The organism is Campylobacter sp. B0100352/1, assembly GCF_020135855.1.
Classification (GTDB): domain Bacteria; phylum Campylobacterota; class Campylobacteria; order Campylobacterales; family Campylobacteraceae; genus Campylobacter_D; species Campylobacter_D taeniopygiae.
This window is the reverse complement of record NZ_JACHTP010000011.1, coordinates 1-20965: the sequence shown is the minus strand read 5'-3', so window position 1 is coordinate 20965 and position 20965 is coordinate 1. Positions and strand designations below refer to the sequence as shown.

The 20965-nt window shown below is 30.4% G+C and carries 19 protein-coding genes; 13 read left to right on the top strand and 6 right to left on the bottom strand.

All coding sequences use genetic code 11. The features are described 5' to 3' along the window. Positions 1–1002 (top strand): sugar phosphate isomerase/epimerase family protein, encoded by a 1002-nt coding sequence (locus tag H2279_RS04480; protein ID WP_337195750.1) that lies wholly within the window; start codon positions 1–3, stop codon positions 1000–1002. On the opposite strand, the gene H2279_RS04475 is transcribed toward H2279_RS04480, so the two are convergent. From H2279_RS04475 to H2279_RS04450, 6 genes are all read right to left on the bottom strand, one after another. Continuing rightward, a complete protein-coding gene (locus H2279_RS04475) occupies positions 995–1864 on the bottom strand; it encodes a VirK family antimicrobial peptide resistance protein (protein ID WP_137623412.1) in 870 nt (289 codons plus the stop codon). The two genes, H2279_RS04480 and H2279_RS04475, sit on opposite strands and share 8 nt — an antisense overlap. After that, positions 1861–2964 carry an RIP metalloprotease RseP gene (gene rseP / locus H2279_RS04470; protein WP_337195749.1) on the bottom strand — a complete coding sequence of 368 codons (1104 nt, stop codon included), beginning with the start codon at positions 2962–2964 and terminating at the stop codon, positions 1861–1863. The genes H2279_RS04475 and rseP overlap by 4 nt, the downstream gene beginning before the upstream one ends. Then, positions 2961–3497: a CDP-diacylglycerol--glycerol-3-phosphate 3-phosphatidyltransferase gene (gene pgsA, locus H2279_RS04465; RefSeq protein WP_137623410.1), complete on the bottom strand. Its 537-nt coding sequence runs from the start codon at positions 3495–3497 to the stop codon at positions 2961–2963. Before pgsA ends, rseP begins: the two co-directional genes overlap by 4 nt. Before the next feature lie 94 nt (positions 3498–3591). Then, positions 3592–4197 (bottom strand): NAD(P)H-dependent oxidoreductase, encoded by a 606-nt coding sequence (locus H2279_RS04460; RefSeq protein ID WP_337195765.1) that lies wholly within the window; start codon positions 4195–4197, stop codon positions 3592–3594. Beyond that, the gene (locus H2279_RS04455) at positions 4194–4814 is read right to left on the bottom strand and encodes an NAD(P)H-dependent oxidoreductase (RefSeq protein ID WP_337195748.1); all 621 of its coding nucleotides are present in this window, start codon (positions 4812–4814) and stop codon (positions 4194–4196) included. The genes H2279_RS04460 and H2279_RS04455 overlap by 4 nt, the downstream gene beginning before the upstream one ends. A gap of 67 nt (positions 4815–4881) precedes the next feature. Further along, on the bottom strand, positions 4882–5970 hold the full coding sequence (locus H2279_RS04450) for a CinA family protein (protein ID WP_137623407.1): 1089 nt from the start codon (positions 5968–5970) through the stop codon (positions 4882–4884). 87 nt (positions 5971–6057) lie between these two features. Between H2279_RS04450 and ileS the strand changes: the two genes are divergently transcribed. The 12 genes from ileS to H2279_RS04390 form a co-directional block, all read left to right on the top strand. Further along, a complete protein-coding gene (ileS, locus tag H2279_RS04445; RefSeq protein ID WP_337195747.1) occupies positions 6058–8814 on the top strand; it encodes an isoleucine--tRNA ligase in 2757 nt (918 codons plus the stop codon). Beyond that, complete coding sequence (locus tag H2279_RS04440; protein WP_337195746.1) at positions 8807–8929, top strand: hypothetical protein; 123 nt, start codon at positions 8807–8809, stop codon at positions 8927–8929. Before ileS ends, H2279_RS04440 begins: the two co-directional genes overlap by 8 nt. Beyond that, positions 8926–10293: an Asp-tRNA(Asn)/Glu-tRNA(Gln) amidotransferase subunit GatA gene (gene gatA / locus H2279_RS04435; RefSeq protein ID WP_337195745.1), complete on the top strand. Its 1368-nt coding sequence runs from the start codon at positions 8926–8928 to the stop codon at positions 10291–10293. The genes H2279_RS04440 and gatA overlap by 4 nt, the downstream gene beginning before the upstream one ends. After that, the gene (gene guaB / locus H2279_RS04430; RefSeq protein WP_337195744.1) at positions 10293–11747 is read left to right on the top strand and encodes an IMP dehydrogenase; all 1455 of its coding nucleotides are present in this window, start codon (positions 10293–10295) and stop codon (positions 11745–11747) included. Before gatA ends, guaB begins: the two co-directional genes overlap by 1 nt. Next, complete coding sequence (xseB, locus tag H2279_RS04425; protein ID WP_137623403.1) at positions 11744–11917, top strand: exodeoxyribonuclease VII small subunit; 174 nt, start codon at positions 11744–11746, stop codon at positions 11915–11917. Before guaB ends, xseB begins: the two co-directional genes overlap by 4 nt. Then, entirely contained in the window at positions 11910–12689 is a 780-nt protein-coding gene (locus tag H2279_RS04420) for a carbon-nitrogen hydrolase family protein (RefSeq protein WP_337195743.1), read from the top strand. The genes xseB and H2279_RS04420 overlap by 8 nt, the downstream gene beginning before the upstream one ends. Before the next feature lie 68 nt (positions 12690–12757). Then, positions 12758–14731, top strand: a complete 1974-nt coding sequence (locus H2279_RS04415) for an LTA synthase family protein (RefSeq protein WP_337195742.1) — start codon at positions 12758–12760, stop codon at positions 14729–14731. A gap of 66 nt (positions 14732–14797) precedes the next feature. Next, positions 14798–16093 (top strand): UDP-N-acetylmuramate--L-alanine ligase, encoded by a 1296-nt coding sequence (gene murC, locus H2279_RS04410; RefSeq protein ID WP_337195741.1) that lies wholly within the window; start codon positions 14798–14800, stop codon positions 16091–16093. Next, positions 16086–16412, top strand: coding sequence for a hypothetical protein (locus tag H2279_RS04405; protein ID WP_337195740.1), 327 nt, complete (start codon positions 16086–16088; stop codon positions 16410–16412). Before murC ends, H2279_RS04405 begins: the two co-directional genes overlap by 8 nt. Then, positions 16413–18608 carry an endonuclease MutS2 gene (locus H2279_RS04400; RefSeq protein ID WP_337195739.1) on the top strand — a complete coding sequence of 732 codons (2196 nt, stop codon included), beginning with the start codon at positions 16413–16415 and terminating at the stop codon, positions 18606–18608. 13 nt (positions 18609–18621) lie between these two features. Further along, complete coding sequence (locus H2279_RS04395; protein WP_337195738.1) at positions 18622–20568, top strand: HsdM family class I SAM-dependent methyltransferase; 1947 nt, start codon at positions 18622–18624, stop codon at positions 20566–20568. Beyond that, positions 20558–20965, top strand: a 408-nt coding sequence (locus tag H2279_RS04390) for a restriction endonuclease subunit S (RefSeq protein ID WP_337195737.1), incomplete at its 3' end; no start/stop codon positions are given. The genes H2279_RS04395 and H2279_RS04390, both read left to right, overlap by 11 nt.

Genomic DNA, 20965 nt, shown 5'->3' with positions numbered 1-20965 from the left:
ATGAAAATTGGTTTAGAGAGTGAAAGTATGCATTTATGGTTTCAAAATGGCAGAATGGATATATTTTCTTATATTGATTTTGCAAAAGAGTTGGGTTGTGATGGAGTGATTATAAATATTATTAAAGATTTTGGCTTGGATGAGGAATGGGGGTGTTTGGGAAGCGATGATGAGTATCATCTTAAAAAGATTAAAGCAAAACTTGATGAATATAATATGTATTGTGAAATTGATGCTAAGGGTTTTGATAAAAATAAATTTGAAAAAATTGCTAAAGTAGCACAATTTTTAGATGCAAAAATTATCAGATCTTATGTACCTTTAACCGATAAAAGTAAAAAAGTTAAAAATGCGAGTGATGGTAGCTTTGATGATTCTAAGATCACAGCGCTTTTTAATAAAGAAGAATTTTTAAGATCATCGGATGAAATTAAGGCCTTAATTGACATTTTGGAAACATACGATTTAAAACTTGCCATAGAAAATCATGAATATCAAACCTCAGGTGATTTGCTTGAATTATTGGCTTTAATTAATCATCCTAGAATAGGATTTTTATATGATTTTGGAAATTCAATGATGGCTTATGAAGATCCTATTAAAGCTTGTAAGGATATGGCAAAATATACTTTTAGCACACATTGTAAGGATCACATTGTTTTTAACGAAGATGGAGTGGATTATGTTTGTGGTGTGCCTTTGGGTGAAGGAAATATTGATATTAAAGCTTGTGTGGAAATTTTAAAAAGTGAAGGTTTAGATCGTATTAACATAGAGCAATGTTATCCTTATTGTGCAACTTTTAAAAGAGAGAAAGGAACCGGTGGAGTTAGTGAGCTGGGCGAGGGTGCTTTTAAAATCGAAAAACCTTTATTTGAAGGCTTAAAAGCTATGCAATATTATTATCCTCAAGAAGTTTCTAATGAGCAATTAGAAAAGCTTTTAAAACTACAAAAAGAAGGTTGTAGAAAAAGTGTTAAGTATTTAAAAAGCATTATTTAGAAAAAATTTCATTGATTTTTTTCTCAATTTCATCAAGTATTGCAAAACGCTTTTTATACATAGAGCGTTTTTGACTTGGAATTTCTTCAATCTTCTTTCTCAAATGAGAGAGTTTATAATAATTGCGTCTATTGATTTTTATAAGCTCTCCGCCATTTTCAAGCCAAATTTTTTGATAATTTACATAATAACCTTTGCTTTGTCCTTTTTTGGATCGAATTTGATTTTTTTCATGAACGCCGAGTGTGGTATCGCAATTTAAAACTTTAGTTAAAATTTTAATGCATTCTATGATTAAATCTATAGGTCTTAATCCAAAAAATTTTTTAGTACAAATTTTATTGATTTTCAAAGAATCTAAATTTTCATGCTTATAGCCTTGTATGCAAGCGATTAAAATATTATTTTGCAAAGTAAAGCAAAAACTTGCTTGCAAGATGACTTGAGTGTTAAATTTAAGTTTAATCGCCCAAAAACCTTCCTCGCAAACATGATGATTTTGATCAAGATCAATTTCAAAAATATTTTCTTCATCTTTAAGCGTAAAAATACTTTTCTTTTCTGGAAGAAAAGTAAATGTTTTCAATCCTTTATCGACATCATAAAGTAAAGTTTTAACCCTATCATTGGCACTAAAGCTTTTATCACAAAATCTTCTAATGACATTATAACAGGCATAAGGTCTTTCTTGAAAAAAATATTTCAAATGATTATTTTTTTCTTCATTAAGTGTTTTAATAAAAAAATTTACTTGAGAAAAATACAAGAGTTTTCTAGCCCAAAAACGAGAATAACGCCAAAAAATAATACTTTTTTTAGGATCTGAAAAATTGGGCAAAGGATAGGTGAAATTTTGACTCATTGTAAAGCTCTTAAAATATCATTAAAAGTAGCAAAAAGCATCAAGCTTAAAAGTATAGCCATTCCTCCATAACTTAGATATTCAAAAGCTTTTTGTGGTACTTTGCGTCTAAAAATAATTTCATAAATATTAAACAGTATATGTCCTCCATCAAGCATAGGAATAGGTAAAAGATTTAAAATTCCTAGATTTATTGAAATTAAAGCCGCGATAAACAAGAGGAGTGTAAAACTTGTTTGTGCTGCTTTTGAGGTGATATTAGCCATTGTGATAATGCCACCTAAATTTTTAGCTTCCACATCTCCAACGATAAGTTTTGCTATACCCTTAACAATAAGTGTTGAAGCTTTGATGCTTTCATCTAAAGCATAATTTAGACTTTGTAATCCCGTGTGAAAAACTAATACATCAGTGCCTTTTGGACTTACCCCAAGTTGTGCTTTTGAAACTAATTGACCAAAATCATTATACCCTTGTCCTATTTTTGGAGTAAGATTAAAATTGATTTTTTCTCCATTTCTATCAATTACAATATTTAAAGGCTTTAGACTTAGGTGTTTTGAAATTTCATCAAAACTTTGAATTTTAACTCCATTGATGGATAAAATTGTATCATCGGGTTTAATTCCAGCTATTTGTGCAGCAGAATTTGGCGCAATGACTCCTATTTGTGTTGATAATTTTTGTATCCCTAAATTTCCGATGAGAATATAAAGTATAAAAGCCAAAAGGAGATTAAAAAAAGGCCCAGCAAATAAAATATAAATTTTCTTAAACGCAGATAAAACACTGTAGCTATCAGGATCTAAATTTTCAAAACCTGGACGCATATCATCTTGCCCCTTAAGTTTGACATAGCCTCCAAAAGGTAAAGCACTTAAGCGATAAATAGTATTTTTAAAATTAAACTCTAAAAGACTTTTTCCAAAACCGATGCTAAAAATTTCTACTTTAACACCTAGAGATTTTGCGGCTAAAAAATGTCCTAACTCATGAAAAAAGATTAAAAAAGAAATTACTAAAATTGTTGCTAAAAATTCAATAGAATAAAATTTAAATCCAAGTATGAGTATTAAAATTAAAAAAAATAAAGATTTCATTGTAATTTTCCTTTGTTTTGTTTCATATAGCTTAAAACGTATTCAAAACCAGAATAAAGAGTTAAAACAAAGGCAATATAAAGTAAAATTTGCCCCCCTGTCCATTGCATTGTTAAAAAACCTATGGCTATCATTTGAAAGGTTGTTTTTAGTTTTCCTGCAAATGAGGCATTGACGTTTAAATTTTCACTGACCATAACTACGCGAAATCCTGTGATAAAAAATTCGCGAACGAGTATGAGATAAATAATCCATTCATTTGCTCTTCCTATCATCAATAATCCTAAAAAAGCTGCCAAGATAAGCATTTTATCAGCTAAAGGATCTAAAATACCTCCTAGTTTTGTTGTTTGATTCCAAGTTCTTGCAATATAACCATCAAAAAAATCACTGATTGCGGCTAAAGAAAATGTTAAAGCCGCAAAATAATTAATCCAGCTTTGATCTATTTTTTCAAAAGAATGGGTGAGCAAGAAAAAAAATAAAGGAGCTAGCATAATCCTTAAAAATGCTAAAATGTTGGGTAAATTCATACAAGACCTTAAATTCTATAAAATTTAAAAAATTATATAGAATTTTAGCAAAGTAATGGTAAAAATAGAATTTTAATTCTATTTTTTTATTTGGTTATAAAAATTGAACCACTTCATCAAAATCAAAGCGATTTTTTTGCGGCAAATTTTTATCATTGGAGTAACCTAGAGCTACAACCAATGTCGCTATTTCTTTTTGAGTGTCAAGATCTAGGTAGGAATCAAGTTTAATTTTATCAAAGCCCCCTATTGGACAACTAGCTATATTTAAGGCATTGGCGCTATAAAGTATGCTTGCTAAGGCAATATGAGCTTGCTCTCTAGCGTAAGCAATTTTTTGCTCATGATTTAGAGATTTTAAAAAAGGCATATAGGTATCTAGACGTTTTTGAATTTCTTTTTCTTCCATATCTCTTTTTCTTAGTTTTTCTTCAAAATAATCTAAAAAATCAAGTCTTGATAAAATGATGATCAAAGCAGAACAATTTTTAACATGATTTTGATGATTGCAAATTTGAGATAATTCTTCTTTCTTCTTTTCATCTTGTACAACCAAAAACCTCCAAGGTTCTAAGCCTAAAGAACTAGGACTTAATCTAGCGACTTCTAATATATTTTTTAGATCTTGTGGATTTAATTTTTCATTTTTAAAATTTCTACAAGAATATCGATGTTTAAAAATATCCAATTCTTTCATTATTTTTCCTTATAAAATTCAACAACTTCATTAAAATTTAAGCGTTTGGTTGTGTGTTTTGGCTCTTGTGCTCTATATCCAAGGGCTAATACAACCGCTGTTTCAAAAGGATATTCTAATTTTAAAAATTGATCTATTTTTTCTTTGTCAAAACCACCTATCATACAAGAATCAATTCCTAAGCTTATGGCAGCTAAAGACATTTGCATCATTGCAAGATAGCATTGAAGTTGGGCATAATGATAAAGTTGTTTATCGTCCATGGTGTCGGTTTTTTGAGTATAAATTTGTAAAATTTTTTGAAATTTTTCTTCATCAGAATCAGCAAATCGACGCACTTGCTTTTGGATAAAAGCATCTTTGCTTTGCAAATCTTTTCTGGCTAAAATAACGATATTATGGCTCGCACTAGCGACATTTTGCTGATTAAAACATAATTTGGAAAGATTTAAATTATCTTCTTGCTTTTCAAAAACAATGAATTTCCAAGGTTCAAGACCATAAGAACTCGGAGTTAAAATTCCACTTTCTAGGATAAAATTTAAGTCATTTTTATTGATTTTTTTATCGCTAAATAATTTACAAGCGTGCCGTTTTAAAATAAGATCTTTAAAATTCATGGTTAATTCCTTAATGTAATTTAAGCTAAATTAATTATAGGTTATAAAAGTTTAATCATTTATAAAATTAAAATTCAAAAATTTCTGGCTTGAGTTTTAATAATAAACAAAAAGTTGCCATCGCAGCTTGTTTTTGCATCAATTCTCTATCTCCGTCTAAATGAAGAATTTCTTGCACAAATGTTCCATCTTTAAACATTGCCCCTATATAAACAGTACCTGATTTTATAGCGCCTTCATCGTTTTCTCCGGTTACTCCACTGATAGCTAAGGCAAAATCAGGCTTTGCTGTTTTAAAAATTCCTTTTAACATAAAATACACACAACGTTCGCTATATTCTCTTCTATTTTGCAAATTTTCTTCTGCAATGCCTAGCCATTCATGTTTTAATCGATTAGAATAGCTCACAATCGATCCTTCAAAAATTTGACTCACCCCGTTAAATTTAGTAAGCATACTAGCGCAAAGCCCGCCTGTGCAGCTTTCAGCAAAGGAAATTTTTAAGTTTTTTTCTAAAAGTTTTGAAATAATAAAATCCAAAGGATTTTTTCCTAAAAATACTTTTTGCCCAAAAAGATTTTTAATGCTGGTTAAAAATCCATCTAATTTTCCAAAATTAGGACAAGTGGCTTTAATAAGTGTGAGATTATCTAGTATTTTACTTGTTTTGATTTTAACTTCATAAGATTTTGTTAAGGCATCAAGAAGTACAACTGCACTTTCATCATCAATCCCAAAAAGGCAAAAATAAGTAAAATTAGGTTGTATATTTCCAAGAAGTTCTGGAAGTTTCTTACCTATCGTAGTTTTTATAACATTGATTTTTGAATGGATAAAATCACATACAAAACTATCTTTAGAAAAATAAGCTTTATCAGGAACTAAATTATCCTCTTTTAAAACCAAAGCATCTTCATTGAGTGTTGCAAGAATTTTAGCTATGGTTGCATAATGATTAGATGTGGTAAAAAGAGTTATAAAATCATATTCTGTTAGAAGTTTTTCTAGTAAAAAAGGTAATTCTTTATCGGTTTTATTTTGAAAACGAATTTCACAAATTTCTTTAAATTTTTTTTCATAAGAGCGATAAATATAATCCTTATAATCATCATTCATTGCCAATTCATCGCCAATAAGAAAAAGTAAATGTTTCATAAAATTTCCCTTTTTTGTGTAATTATAGCTAAATTTTAAACTAATTTTAGTAAAATTTGAGATTATAAAAAATTTAGGTGGAAAATGATGGACTATAAAGATACCTTACTTTTGCCAAATACTACTTTTTCAATGCGTGCTAATTTGGCCGAATTTGAACCTAAAAGATTTGAAAAATGGTTTAATCAAAATTATGCTTATGAGAAAATGAAACAAAAGCGTAAAGATACTTGTGATACCTTTACTCTACACGATGGTCCTCCTTATGCAAATGGTCATATTCATATCGGTCATGCTTTAAATAAAATTTTAAAAGAAACGATTATCAAATTGCATTATTTTAATGGAGAAAAAATTCGTTTTACCCCAGGTTGGGATTGTCATGGCTTGCCTATAGAACAGCAGGTTGAAATTAAACTTGGTGAAAAGAAGAAAAGTCTAAGCAAAAAAGAGATTCGAGAATTTTGTAGAAAACATGCTGATGAATTTGTTAATATTCAAAGAGAAGAGTTTAAAAAACTTGGCATTATAGCGGATTGGGATAAGCCTTATCTTACGATGAAATTTGAATTTGAAGCCGCTATTTATAGGACTTTATGCGAAATTGCTAAAAAAGGATTGCTTTGTGAGCGTTCCAAACCTGTTTTTTGGAGCTGGGCTGCAAAATCAGCTTTGGCTGAAGCTGAGGTAGAATATGAAGATAAAGAGGATTATTCTATCTTTGTAGCTTTTGATTTGGATGAAAATGCTTGTAAAAAAATAGGAGTTTCAAAAGCTAGTGCGGTTATTTGGACAACTACACCTTGGACTTTAGTGGCCAATCAAGCCATCGCTTTAAATCCTAATGAAAATTATGTGATCACTAAAGAGGGCTTTATTTTTGCAAGTGCTTTGCTTAAAAGTATGGTAGAAAAAGGTTTAACAAAAGGAGAGGTACAAAAAGAGCTTAGCGCAAAAGAATTTGAAAGATTAGAAGCGATTAATCCTTTAAATTTTAGAAAATCCACTTTGATTATGGGTGAGCATGTGTTGATGGATGGTGGAAGTGGGCTTGTGCATACTGCTCCAGGCCATGGTGAAGATGATTATTATGCTTGTTTAAAATACGGTATTGAAGTTTTAATGCCTGTGGATGATGGAGGGTGTTATGATGAAACTTTAAGGACTAAAAAACTTTTGCCAGAAAATTTGCTAAATGAATTTATAGGACTTCATATTTTTAAGGCCAATGAAAGAATTTTAGAACTTTTGGGTGATTCTTTATTGCATTCTTCCAAATTTATACACTCTTATCCGTTTTGCTGGAGAACTCACAAACCTGTCATTTACAGAGCAACCAAACAATGGTTTATTTTAATGGATGAAGCACTTTTAGAGAGTAAAACTTTAAGAGAATGTGCAAAAGAACAAATTCTAAAAACAAAATTCTATCCACAAAGCGGTATAAAAAGAATCGGATCTATGGTTGAAAATCGTCCTGATTGGTGCATCTCACGTCAAAGAGATTGGGGGACGCCTATAGCGTTTTTTAGAGATAAAACCACCAAAGAAGTGATTTTTGATACTGAACTTTTTGATTTTGTGGCCAATATTTTTGAAAAACATGGAGCCGATGCGTGGTGGGAATTTGAAATTAAAGATTTAATTCCTAAAAATTCAAAATATAATCCAGAAAATTTAGAAAGAGTTTATGATATTTTAGATGTTTGGTTTGATAGCGGAAGCACTTGGAATGCGGTTTTAAATAGCGGAATTTATGACGCTGGAGAAAAAAGAGCTAATATGTATTTAGAAGGAAGTGATCAGCATAGAGGTTGGTTTCAAAGCTCTTTACTTATTGGAAGTGCTATTAAACAAATCGCTCCTTATAAAAGCATTTTAACCCATGGATTTACTACAGATGAAAAAGGGCAAAAAATGTCCAAATCTAAAGGTAATGTGATAGCACCTGAATATGTAGCCAAAACTTACGGGGTTGAAATTTTAAGACTTTGGATACTCTTAAGTGATTATTCAAGTGATTTAAAAATTTCTGATAATATCTTAAAGCAAGTAAGCGAGCAATACCGAAAAATAAGAAATACCATAAGGTTTTTACTTGCGAACATTAATGATTTACAAAATTTACAAATTAATGAATTTAGTTTTATAGATAAATGGATACTCACGCGTGCAACCCATGTGTTTAAAAATGTTAAAGAAAATTTCCTAGCTTATGAATTTGCTAAAGGCTTTAATATGCTTTTAAATTTTTTAAGCGCAGATTTAAGTGGAATTTATCTTGATATCAGTAAAGATAGATTGTACTGTGATGCTAAAAATGGCGATCGTAGAAAATCAGCTCAAGTGGCAATGGCTTTAATCACTAAAGAACTTTTAAATTTACTTGCTCCAACTTTAACTTATAGTGTTGATGAGGCTTTAGAACATGCTAATGATTTAATTAAAGACAATATCGCTGATGTTTTTGATCTTAGTTTGAAAGAAAAATTTGAATATGATTTTGACATGGATGATAAATTTTTACTCAATGTGCGTGAGAAATTTTTTGAAAAAATCGATGCACTCAAAAAAGATAAATTGATAAAATCAACTTTAGAACTTAATCTTATCATGGATTCTAAGCGTTTTGATTTTATACCAAAAGATGAATTAAATGATTGGTTTATGGTGAGTGATGCTAAAGATGGCTTTGGTGAAATTTTGTGCGAATTTGAAATTGAAGATGAAAAGTTTAAGATCGCCAAAGCTATATCACATAAATGCCCTAGATGTTGGAAACTAGAAAGCCAGAAAGAAAACGAACCTTGTGTGCGTTGTAGTGAGGTTTTGAAAAATGTTTGAGTATCCTATTTCAAATAGTGTAGTGATTGCAACTATTTTTGTGATTGCTTTTTTCTGTGGTATATCGATTGTTTTGATTAAAAAATATGCAAAAAAATACAAGGAAGAAAAATGATAACTTTAAAAGAGGCCTTGAAATTATCTCAAGAAGAAATTCAAAATTTAAAAAAAGAATTAAATGAAAGAGCTAAAAAAGAAAGCCATCTAGGGGCTTATATAGAACAATTTTTAGGCAAAGATTTAAGTCAAAGTTGCGAAGGAATTCCTGTTGCTATTAAAGATAATATTAGCGTTAAGGGTTGGGAATTAACCTGCGCGAGTAAAATTTTACAAGGTTATGTAGCCCCTTATGATGCGAGTGCTATTGCGAATTTGAAAAAAAATGGTTTTGCTCCTTATGGACGAACCAATATGGACGAATTTGCGATGGGTAGTTCAACAGCGACTTCTTATTATGGAAAAACTCTAAATCCGTTAAATCCAAATAAAGTTCCAGGGGGATCAAGCGGAGGTAGTGCCGCAGCTGTAGCTGGTGGCTTAGCTTTGGCAAGTTTAGGTAGTGATACGGGTGGCTCTGTGCGTCAGCCTGCTGCTTTTTGTGGTTGCGTTGGATTTAAACCAAGTTATGGCAGGGTTAGTCGTTATGGTTTGGCTTCTTATTCTTCAAGTCTTGATCAGATAGGTGTTTTAACGCAAAATGTTGAAGACGCTGCGATTTTATATGATGCTATTGCAGGATACGATAAAATGGATAGCACAAGTGCAAATATTGAGTTTGTTAAAACAGCACCACAATTAAACGCAAATAAAAAACTAAGAATTGCGGTGATTGAAAATTATATCAATGATGCAAGCGAAGAGGTTAAAAAAGTTCTTTTAAAGACTATAGATATGTTAAAATCACACGGACATGAAATTGTTTATAAACATATGCTTGATTGTAAATATGATATAGCGGCGTATTATATTATCGCAACGGCTGAGGCGAGTGCGAATTTAAGTCGTTATGATGGTGTGCGTTATGGAAGGCGTTCTGAAAATATAGAAAATCTTAAAGATATGTATATTAATACTCGCAGTGAAGGTTTTGGAGAGGAGGTAAAAAGAAGAATTTTACTCGGAACTTTTGTGCTTAGCAGTGGATATTATGATGCGTATTATATCAAAGCACAAAAGGCTAGAGCCTTTATAAAAGCTAAATATGAAGAAATTTTAAAAGATTGTGATTTGATTTTTATGCCTGTAGCTCCAACAACAGCTTTTGATTTTAACGCTAAAAAAAGTCCTATTGAAGTTTATTTAGAGGATGTTTATACTATTTCTTTAAATTTAGCCGGTCTTGGAGGTATTAGCGTGCCAGTGGGTAAAGATAAAGATGGGCTTAATATTTCTGCCCAGCTTATTTGTAAAGCCTTTGAAGAGCAAACCTTGCTTGATGGTGCTTTAAGTCTTGAAAATATTATAAAGGAAGGAAAATAATGAATATAGTCAAACGTGCTTTAACCTTTGAAGATGTGCTTTTACGCCCTTGTTATTCTGAAATACTCCCAAAACAAGTTCAAATTCATACTCAACTTACAAAAAACATTTCCTTAAATATGCCTTTGATTTCTGCCGCGATGGATACAGTAACTGAACATAGAGCAGCTATTATGATGGCAAGACTTGGTGGGCTTGGGGTTATCCATAAAAATATGGATATCGCTTCTCAAGCAAGAGAAGTTAAAAGAGTAAAAAAAAGCGAAAGCGGGGTGATCATAGATCCTATTTTTATCGGTCCAAAATCAAGCATAGCTCAAGCCTTAGAAATTATGGCAGAATATAGAATATCAGGCGTTCCGGTAGTTGATGAGTCTAGAAAATTGATCGGAATTTTGACTAATCGTGATTTAAGATTTGAAAATGATTATTCTAATTTGGTTGAAAATGTGATGACAAAAGCTCCTTTAATCACTGCTCCAAAAGGATGCACTTTAGATGATGCTGAAAAAATTTTTAGCAAAAATAAAGTAGAAAAATTACCGATTATAGATAGTGAAGGTCATTTGGAGGGATTGATCACAATTAAAGATCTTAAGAAACGTAAAGAATATCCAAATGCAAATAAAGATAGCTTTGGAAGACTTCGCGTTGGTGCTGCTATAGGCGTAGGACAAATCGATCGAGTCGATGCTTTAGTGGAAGCTGGGGTTGATGTTGTTGTGCTTGATTCTGCGCATGGGCATTCTAAGGGTATTATCGATACGATAAAAGCTGTAAAACAAAAGTATCCAAATTTAGATTTGATCGCGGGAAATATCGCTACCGCAGCGGCTGCAAAAGCTCTTTGTGAAGCGGGTGCGGATGCTGTAAAAGTGGGAATAGGGCCAGGAAGTATTTGTACCACTCGTATAGTTTCTGGTGTGGGCGTTCCTCAAATTTCAGCCATAGATGAGTGTGCTATCGAAGCTAAAAAATACGGAGTTCCGGTGATTGCTGATGGTGGGATTAAATATTCAGGTGATATAGCTAAGGCTTTAGCAGCGGGTGCGAGTTCTGTTATGATAGGATCTCTTTTAGCGGGAACAGATGAAAGCCCAGGAGAGCTTTTTACTTATCAAGGAAGACAATACAAATCTTATCGCGGAATGGGATCGCTTGGAGCGATGCAAAAGGGCAGCTCTGATCGCTATTTTCAAGAAGGAACAGCTCAAGATAAATTAGTTCCTGAAGGTATAGAAGGACGTGTGCCTTATGTGGGCAGCATTAAAAGTGTGGTACATCAACTTTTAGGAGGACTTCGTTCTTCTATGGGTTATGTGGGCGCTAAAGATATACAAGATTTTCAAGCTAGAGCTGAATTTGTGGAAATTACAAGTGCAGGTCTTAAAGAAAGTCATGTTCATGATGTAACTATAACTCATGAGGCGCCAAATTATAAGGTTAATCAATGAGTTTTGAGGAAAAGATAAAAAAAGCCAATGAAGCCTTAGATAAATTAAATAATGATGAATTAACTTTAAATGAAAGTGTGAAAATATATAAAATGGGTCTAGAAAGCATTAAAAAAGCTAGAGAAGAATTAGAAAAAGCAAAATTAGAAGTGGAGAGTATCGATGAGTAAAATTTCAGCCTTGCAATTTCCTACTTTAGCTTTAAGTGAATCAAGATTGGATTATTATTTAAAAGCTTCAAAAGATAGTGGAGCCGATCTTGTTGTTTTGGGTGAATATGTCATCAATAGTTTTTTTACTGAATTGCTTTCTATGCCAAAATCCATGATAAAAGAGCAAAGCGAGGCTAAAAAAGAAAGCTTAATACGCCTTTCAAAAAAATATGAATTAGAAATCATAGCGCCTTTTGTCAGCGTTGAGAGCAAGGGTTGTAAAAAACTTTGTTTAAAGGTTTCTCCTAATGGTGTAAAAAGTTATGAACAGCAAATTTTGATGCCTTATAATCATTGGAACGAAAAAGGTTTTTTTAACAATAAATGCGACAAATACAAGCTCTTTACTTTTTCTTATGCGGGATTAAAATGCGCTTTACTTTTTGGTTTTGAAGTTCATTTTGATGGCTTTTGGAAAATGATCATGCAAAAAAAGATCGATTTGGTTATTATCCCTACGGCTTCAACCTTTGAAAGCAAAAAAAGATGGGAAGAACTTTTAAAAATGAGAGCTTTTTTAAATTCAACCAGTATTTTAAGAGTTAATCGTATAGGTAAGCTTAAAGAGGATTGGAATTTTTACGGCGATACTATGTTTATTGATGCTTTTGGTGAAATTCAAGAAAGACTTGGTAACGAAGAAGAAATGCTAATCATCGAGCCTACAAAATCAGACGAAGCAAAAAAACTTTGGTGTTTTGAAAAAATGGCAAAAGGTTTTGAAAGATAATAAGTGCATAATTTAAAAATATTTATTTTTATGTGCTTATAATATAATTTTTATATTTGAGATTTTATATGAGAAAAATTTTATTACAAATTATTATTTTTACTTTTTTATTTATAATTGTTTTTACAGTGAATAGAATTTTGATGCAAATTGGTTTTATTCCTAGTAATTTAGTTAGCGATAAAAGTGAATTTGTCCAAATGTATCTTTTAGGCATTTTTCACGATATAAGATTTCTAAGTGTTGCTTTTTTACCTTTTTTATTATGTGCTTTTATATCTTTGTTTTTTTCTCAAATAAAATTTAGTAGTATTTTTAAAGAAAGAATATCTAAAATTTATTTTATAGTTTCTAGTTTTTACATAGTTTGCATTGCTTTTCTTTCCTTAGGTTTTTCTTATGCAAAATATTATTATTATGAAATTTATAAAAGCAAATTTGATATTTTTATGTTTAGCTTAAAAGATGATAATACAAAAACTATTTTAGACATTATCTATAATGATTATCCTATTTTAAAAATTTTTGTATTTATGTTTATTTTTGGATTTTTGTGTATTTTTATTAATTCAAAGATTCTAAGATTAAAATTAAGAGCCATTAAGCTAAAATTTCCTATATTGATATTGTTAAATTTAATATTAATTGGAAGTTATATTGTGGCCTTAAGAGGTCCTTTTAAACATGTAGCTATCAATGTTCAAAATTATTCTTTTAGCGAATTTAGCGTTTTAAATGATACTATGCTAAATCCTATCATGGCTTTTTCTTGGGCTTTTAAACAATACCGTCAAGAAGAAAGTTTTAAAGCAATCAGTTCTTCAAAAGCCCAAGATCTTAAAAATAAACTTTTTGATGATTTATATACAAGTCCTAAAAATATACAAGCTGAAAAAATTCATCCTAGTGTTTTTGTCAATTTAATGGAAAGTTTTGGACTTAATTTGGCAGATTTTTCAAATGAAGAGCATAATTTTTTAGGTGCTTTAAAGCCACATTTTGAAAAAGATTTTGTATTTAAAAGATTTTTAAGTGCTTATAATGGCACGATACCAAGTTTTGCTAATTTGTTTTTTATAAGTCCATATCAAAATATCTCTACAAGTAAATTTCAAAAAACTTATTTAGATTTAACTCCTATTGCTGTTTATAAAAAAGCAGGATATAAAGTTATTTTTGTAAGCGCAGGAAATGGTTCATGGCAAAATGTTAAAAATTATTTAAGTGTTTTAGGTGTCGATGAAATTATTGATGAAAATGTTTTGATGAAAGAATACAAACAAGCTAAAACGAGTGAAAATGGTTATGGGATAGCTGATAAATATTTATATAAAAAAGTTTATGAGTTATTGCAAAAAAATCCTCATAATACCTTGATCATCGGCTTAACAATTTCAAATCATCCCCCTTATAAAATCGCACAAGAAGGTTTACCTAAGCTAGAAAATATCCCACAAGCTTTGCTTAACTTACTTCCTTATGATAAAAATAAGCAAGAAAATATCATTAAAGCTTATACGTATGCAAATAATGAATTTGGTAAATTTTTAGATAAGGTTAAGCAAAGTTCATTTAAAGATAGTGTTATAATCGCAGCTACTGGAGATCATAGAGTTCGTGAAATGGGGATTGATTTAAATTCTCAAAAAGCCTTTGCTTATAGTGTGTCTTTTTATCTTTATATACCTAAGATTTTGCAAAATAATCTTTACTATGATAAAAATCGTTTGGGTTCTCATAAGGATATTTTTCCTACTCTTTATGCTTTAAGTCTTAGCAATGCTCATTATTTAAGCGTTGGTGGAAGAAATATGCTTGCAAAGCCTACAAATAAAAAATTAGAATTTGCTTTTAATGATGTTGTATGGGCGGATAATGATGGAGTTTATATAGGAGATAAAGGATATTTTTTTGAAAATAATAATACTTTAAAAGATAACAATAAAGCTTTTGATCTTGACGCGTATCATAAGAATTTTGCTCAATTTTATAAAGAATTAAATTTCTATCAGTTGGCTCAACGTTTAGGTGTGGCAAAGTAAAGCTTATATTTTCTTTTTAGTAAAAAAGTGTTAAAATTTAGGCTTTTTAAAATAAAGGCTTAAAATATGCAAAAAATTCATTTTATTGGTATAGGCGGTATAGGAATTTCTGCACTAGCAAGATTTTTAAAGGAAAAAGGCTGCGTTATTAGCGGGAGTGATCTTAAAGAAAGTAAGATTACTAAGGAGCTCGAAAAAGAGGGCGTTAAGATCTTTATTCCCCATCATCAAGATAATGTTTTAAATAAAGACTTAGTTGTATATTCAGCGGCTATAAAGGAAGAAAATCCTGAATTCAAACATGCTAAATCTTTAGGTATGAAATGCCTTTCAAGAAAAGAGGCCTTACCGCTTATTTTACAAGATAAGCGTGTGTTTGCCGTTGCTGGTGCGCATGGAAAGAGCACTACATCGAGTATTTTAGCTTCTTTATTTGATGATGCTTCGGTGATTATAGGTGCTATTTTAAAAGAATTTGGCTCTAATATGATCTATAAAGAAAGCGAAAATCTTATTTTTGAAGCAGATGAAAGCGACAGCTCTTTTTTAAATTCTAATCCTTATTTAGCCATTGTTACTAACGCTGAAGCGGAACATTTAGATCATTATGAAAATCAAGTTTCAAAATTGCATCAAGCTTATACGCAATTTCTTGATATGGCAAAAATTCGCGTTATCAATGCAGAAGATGATTTTTTGAAAGATTTTAAGGCAGAGGCTTTGCGTCTTTATCCTAGCAAAGATATTAAAAATTGCACCATGAAAATAGAAAATTTTAAGCCTAAAATGAGTTTTGAACTTAAAGATCTTGGGAATTTTGATATTTTAGGAATGGGTTATCATCTAGCTATCGATGCTTCTTTGGCTATTTTAGCGGCTTTAAATTTTTTAGATGTAGAGACTATTAAAGTTAGACTTAAAAATTATCAAGGAATTAAAAAAAGATTTGACATTTTACATGCAGATGAAAGCTTAGCTTTAATCGATGATTATGGTCATCATCCTACAGAGATCAAAGCGACTTTAAAAGCAGCTAAAGAGTATGCTAAACTTGGCGGTTATGCTAAGATCACAGCTATTTTTGAGCCTCATCGTTATACGCGTTTATTAGCAAATTTGCAAGATTTTGTCCATGCTTTTGATGGGATTGATGAACTTGTGATTTTACCCGTTTATGCTGCAGGAGAAGAAAAAGTTGAAATCGATTTAAAAAAATATTTTCCTAAGGCTTTATTTGTAGAAGATATCAAAAGAGAGGGTAAATTTTTAGTCAGTGATAAAGGAAGGGTTTTTGATAAAGGACTCATTATAGGATTTGGAGCAGGAGATATTAGCAATAAATTAAGGCAAGCTAATGATTAGATTTTTTCTGTATTTTTTTATTTTCTTGTTTTTTGCTATTTTTGTTTTTGCTCTTAATAAAAAATCAAGTTTAAAGCTTAAATTAATTTATCTTTTTTTCTTTATATTTTTAATAGCTTTTGCAGTATGGTTTGAGTATAAAAATTCAAAACAAGATTCTAAAACAATACTTTTGATTGAAAAATTCAACCATGGTGAAAATATTGTTTGTAAAGAAGGAAATGTCTCAAATCAATTTTTCAATTATGAAAGCGGTACGCAAAGTTTTATTTCAAAAAAAGATAATTTGATTATTGATATAAAAAGATGTGAGTTATAGATGGAAGATATTGCTTTAAGGCTTGATTTAAAAGCTTATTTGGATGAATTTAAGGCTTTATTTGCAAGAGAAAAAGATATATTTTTGCAAGGGGATTCTCATTTGCATTTTGAAAGAATTTGTGAGCTTTCAAAGATAGATTTTAAGCCCCCGCTTTCTTTAAAAAAATTAGATTTTGCTTTAATGCATTTAAGCAAACAAGGTGTTTTACATTTAGCAGAAATTTATGAATTTGTTAAGATTTTTCGTTATTTTAAGTATTTAAAGGGTTTAAAATTTGAAACACATTTGAAAACTTGGCTTGAAAAAATCGAATTTCCAAGCGGGATTTTAGAACTTAGTGAAAAATTTGACGATAAAGGCGAGCTAAAAGAAAACCTAGATGAAAGATTGATCAATTTAAATACAGCTTTTAAAATGAAAAATGAAGCCATACAGGCCGAATTTAAAAAATACTGTTATAGCAAATCTTTAACCCCTTATCTTATGGATACTCAAATTCATCTTGTTAATAATCTAGAATCTTTACTCGTTAGAGGCGGTTTTAATCACGCTATAAAAGCAAAGATTATAGGAAGAAGCACCGGAGGAGGCTTTTACATCGTTCCTGAAGGTGTTGAAAAATTGCAAAATGATTTAGAGAAATTGCAAAATCAAAAAGAAGAAATTTATTATGAATATGCTAAAAATTTTTCCATTTTTTTAGCTAAAAATTTATTATTCTTAAAATTTATTAACAACGCTTTTGATTTATTTGATCATTATAGCGCTAGGGTTTTGATGGCTAAAAAGAAAGATTATGAATTTCTCTTGTGTAAAAATTCAGACGAGATTGTTTTAAAAGATTTTGCACATCCGGCTTTAAAAAATCCTAAAAGCGTTTCACTTGAATTTAAAAAGCAAGTTTTGATCATTACTGGGGTAAATGCTGGTGGAAAATCGATGCTTTTAAAAAGCATTTTAAGCGCTTGTTTTTTAGCTAAACATCTTTTGCCAATGCATATAAATGCAAATGAAAGCAAAATAGGAACTTTTAAGGAATTTGATGCCATTATTGAAGATCCGCAAAATGTGAAAAATGACATTTCCACCTTTGCAGGAAGAATGCTCCATTTTTCCAAACTCTTTACAAAGAAAAATTTACTTTTAGGCATAGATGAAATAGAGCTTGGGACAGATTTTGAAGAAGCGGCTTGCTTGTATAGTACTTTGATCTCTCATTTGATTTCTAATAAATTAAAAATCATCATCACCACACACCACAAACGCCTTGCTATGCTTTTAGCTGAAAATGAACAAGTTGAATTGATAGCGGCTTTATATGATGAGGAATTTTCAAGACCAAAATACGAGTTTTTAAAAGGCACCATAGGAAAATCTTATGCTTTTGAAACGGCTTTGCGTTATCAAATTCCGCCAAATTTAGTTAAAAAAGCCAAAGAGCTTTATGGGGAAGATAAGCAAAATTTAGAAGAAATGGTGAGTAAAAATATCAATCTTGAGCTTGATTTAAAGCTAAAATTAAATGAAGTGGATAAAAAAGAACAAAAGATTGATGAAATTTTACTTTCTTTAAAAGATCAAAAAGAAAAAAATGAAAGCGAATTTCGTCAAAAACTAAGGGACTTAGAGCTTAAATTTTATCAAGCCATAGAAGAAGCTAAAAAAACTATACGCTTAAAAGACACTAAAGAAAAACAAAGAAGTTTAAACAAAGCTAATGAGCTTAAGAAAAATATCGTTTTGCCGAGTATGGAGCAAAATGAAGAATTGAGAGTCGGGGATTTTGTAAAATATGAAAAGATTAAAGGAAAAATCGTAGGAATTTCTAAAAATGATGCTTTAGTGGAAAGTGAAGGGATAAAACTTCGTGTGCCTTTAAAACTGCTTAAAAAAAGCGGTGCCATCCCTAAACCTAGTCCAAAAACAAGTATAAATATCACAAAGCCTAGCAATTTGGGCGTGAGTTTGGATTTGCACGGGCTTAGAAGTGATGAAGCGATTTCAAGGCTTGATAAATTCATTTCAGATGCTTTGATAGCGGGTTTTGATGAGGTGATCGTTTATCATGGTATAGGCACTGGAAAACTCGCTTTTGCGGTAAGAGAGTTTTTAAAAACGCATAAAAGCGTAAAAAGCTTTAGCGATGCTCCGATCAATCAAGGCGGCTTTGGTGCTAAGGTTGTAAGGTTTTAAGAAGGGTTAAATTATGGCAAAAAAAGAAGCACAAACAGATTTATTTGTATATAAACTTTTAGAAGAAGCAGGTATAAATTTAACTTATCAAGGATCAGATATTAAAGAATTAAATGAAGCCTTAAAGAATGCTTCAAAAAAAGGAACTAATAAGCAAGGATATCCGGAATATTGTGGAGTAGTAAAAGATTTTGTTATAGTTATAGAAAATAAAGCAGATATAAATAAACACATTAAGAGGGATGAGAAAAATTTAATTTCTCAAGATCAAAAAGATATAGAAAATTACGCACTCAATGGTGTATTATGGTATGCAAAACAAATTATTGCAAATCAGACTAGTTATAAGAAAATTTTTGCTATTGCTGTAAGTGGTGATAGCAAAAGACATAGAATTACTCCAATGTTTATAGATAATGGGGCATTTATTAGAGAGCCTTTAGGAGATATAGAAACTTTTACGCTCTTTAATGAAAAAAGCATAGAAGATTACTATAAAAGAGAAGTTTTAAAAGAGGAGTCAAGCAAACAAAAGAAAAAAGAAGAGATTGAAAAAATTGCAGCAGTTTTACATGAAGATTTAAGAAATTATGGTGCGTTAGATGATAGGAATAAACCTTTGGTTGTGGCTGGAATTTTGCTTGCACTTGATGAAATGAAAACTAAAAATTTAACTTTAGATTATCTAAATAATGATGATATAGATACAGATGGTTTTAAGATTTACGAGTTAATAAAATCGAATTTAAAAAGATCAAATTTAGCACCCGAAGTAAAACTTGATAAGGTTTTAGCTCAGTTTTCTATTATTAAAGATACTAAAAAGATCAATGAAATATGTGAAATTGTTGATAAAAAAGGATTAAAAATAAATTCTACTCCTTTAAAACATTATACAAAGTTCATTAAAGAAAAAATTTTTGATGCTATCGATAGGATTAAAAATTCTGATGATTATTTAGGAATTTTTTATAGCGAATTTATGCGTTTTAGCGGTGGAGATGGGCAGACTTTAGGTATTGTGCTTACTCCTACGCATATTACGGAATTATTTTGTGATTTGGTAGAGTTAAAAGCTACTGATAGAGTACTTGATCCTTGTTGCGGAACTGGTGGATTTTTAATCACTGCTATGGATTATATGTTATTGCAAGCAAAAAATGAAAGACAAAAAGAAGAAATTAAAAAAAATCAGCTTTTTGGTTTCGAGCTTCAATCTTTTATGTTTGCAGTTGCTACGGCTAATATGGTTTTAAGGGGAGACGGTAAGAGTAATTTAAATGATGAGGATTTTTTAAAACAAAATCCTTTAAAACTTCAAGAAGAATTTAGAGCCAATATAGGATTTATGAATCCGCCTTATTCTCAAGGTAAAATAGATAAAAATTTAACCGAAATTGCATTCAGTGATCATTTATTAAATTCTATACTTAAAGATGGAAAAGTGGTAGTCATAGTCCCCCAATCTGCAATGACTGGAAAAAGCAAAGAAGAAAAAATAATTAAAGCAAATATCTTAAAAAATCACACTTTAGAAGGAGTGATTACTTTAAATAAAAATACCTTTTATGGAGTGGGGACTAATCCTTGCATAGCGGTTTTTACCGCTGGAATTCCACATTATAAAGATAAAATGGTTAAATTTATAAATTTTGAAGATGATGGTTATGAAGTGCAAAAACATAAAGGTTTGGTTGAAACCATACATGCAAAGGATAAAAAAGCTTATCTTTTGAAGGTTTGGCATGATGAAATAGAGGCTCCAAGTAAATTTTGTGTAAAAACAACCATAGAAGAAAATGATGAATGGTTGCATAGTTTTTATTATTTTAATGATGAAATTCCAACCCATGAAGAATTCGAAAAAACAATGGCAGATTATTTAACTTTTGAATTCAATATGATAACTCATGGAAGAGGATATTTGTTTGGTTTAGAGGATGATAAAGATGAAAGTTAGTTTAGACAGCGTAGAATGGAAAGAGTTTAAGATAAGTGGGATTTTTGAAATAGTAAATTCTAAGCCTTATCATAAAACCTCACTTCAAAAAGGTTTTACTCCTTACATTACAAGAACCTCATTTAATAATGGCTTAGAATATTGTGTAAAAAGTGATGGTTTAAAAATTAATCCTAAAAATACTATTTCATTAGGTGCGGAAAATGCAGACTTTTTTTATCAAGAATTAGAATATATTACTGGTAATAAAATGTACTATCTTAAAAATAAAAATATTAATAGATATACAGGACTTTTTTGGTTAAAATGCTACAAAATAGCATTAAAAATTGTGGGTTTGGTTATGAAAAAGGGCTTACTGGTACAAGACTTAAAAATAGAGCTTTGCTTTTACCTG

Bases quoted from the DNA above. Each gene is read 5' to 3' on its own strand.
- H2279_RS04415 (WP_337195742.1), top strand. From the start codon at position 12,758: ATGAGAAAAATTTTATTACAAATTATTATTTTTACTTTTTTATTTATA.
- pgsA (WP_137623410.1), bottom strand. From the start codon at position 3,497: ATGAATTTACCCAACATTTTAGCATTTTTAAGGATTATGCTAGCTCCT.
- ileS (WP_337195747.1), top strand. From the start codon at position 6,058: ATGGACTATAAAGATACCTTACTTTTGCCAAATACTACTTTTTCAATG.
- H2279_RS04420 (WP_337195743.1), top strand. From the start codon at position 11,910: ATGAGTAAAATTTCAGCCTTGCAATTTCCTACTTTAGCTTTAAGTGAA.
- H2279_RS04455 (WP_337195748.1), bottom strand. From the start codon at position 4,814: ATGAATTTTAAAGATCTTATTTTAAAACGGCACGCTTGTAAATTATTT.
- murC (WP_337195741.1), top strand. From the start codon at position 14,798: ATGCAAAAAATTCATTTTATTGGTATAGGCGGTATAGGAATTTCTGCA.
- rseP (WP_337195749.1), bottom strand. From the start codon at position 2,964: ATGAAATCTTTATTTTTTTTAATTTTAATACTCATACTTGGATTTAAA.
- H2279_RS04480 (WP_337195750.1), top strand. From the start codon at position 1: ATGAAAATTGGTTTAGAGAGTGAAAGTATGCATTTATGGTTTCAAAAT.
- gatA (WP_337195745.1), top strand. From the start codon at position 8,926: ATGATAACTTTAAAAGAGGCCTTGAAATTATCTCAAGAAGAAATTCAA.
- H2279_RS04475 (WP_137623412.1), bottom strand. From the start codon at position 1,864: ATGAGTCAAAATTTCACCTATCCTTTGCCCAATTTTTCAGATCCTAAA.
- H2279_RS04405 (WP_337195740.1), top strand. From the start codon at position 16,086: ATGATTAGATTTTTTCTGTATTTTTTTATTTTCTTGTTTTTTGCTATT.
- H2279_RS04400 (WP_337195739.1), top strand. From the start codon at position 16,413: ATGGAAGATATTGCTTTAAGGCTTGATTTAAAAGCTTATTTGGATGAA.
- guaB (WP_337195744.1), top strand. From the start codon at position 10,293: ATGAATATAGTCAAACGTGCTTTAACCTTTGAAGATGTGCTTTTACGC.
- H2279_RS04450 (WP_137623407.1), bottom strand. From the start codon at position 5,970: ATGAAACATTTACTTTTTCTTATTGGCGATGAATTGGCAATGAATGAT.
- xseB (WP_137623403.1), top strand. From the start codon at position 11,744: ATGAGTTTTGAGGAAAAGATAAAAAAAGCCAATGAAGCCTTAGATAAA.
- H2279_RS04395 (WP_337195738.1), top strand. From the start codon at position 18,622: ATGGCAAAAAAAGAAGCACAAACAGATTTATTTGTATATAAACTTTTA.
- H2279_RS04440 (WP_337195746.1), top strand. From the start codon at position 8,807: ATGTTTGAGTATCCTATTTCAAATAGTGTAGTGATTGCAACTATTTTT.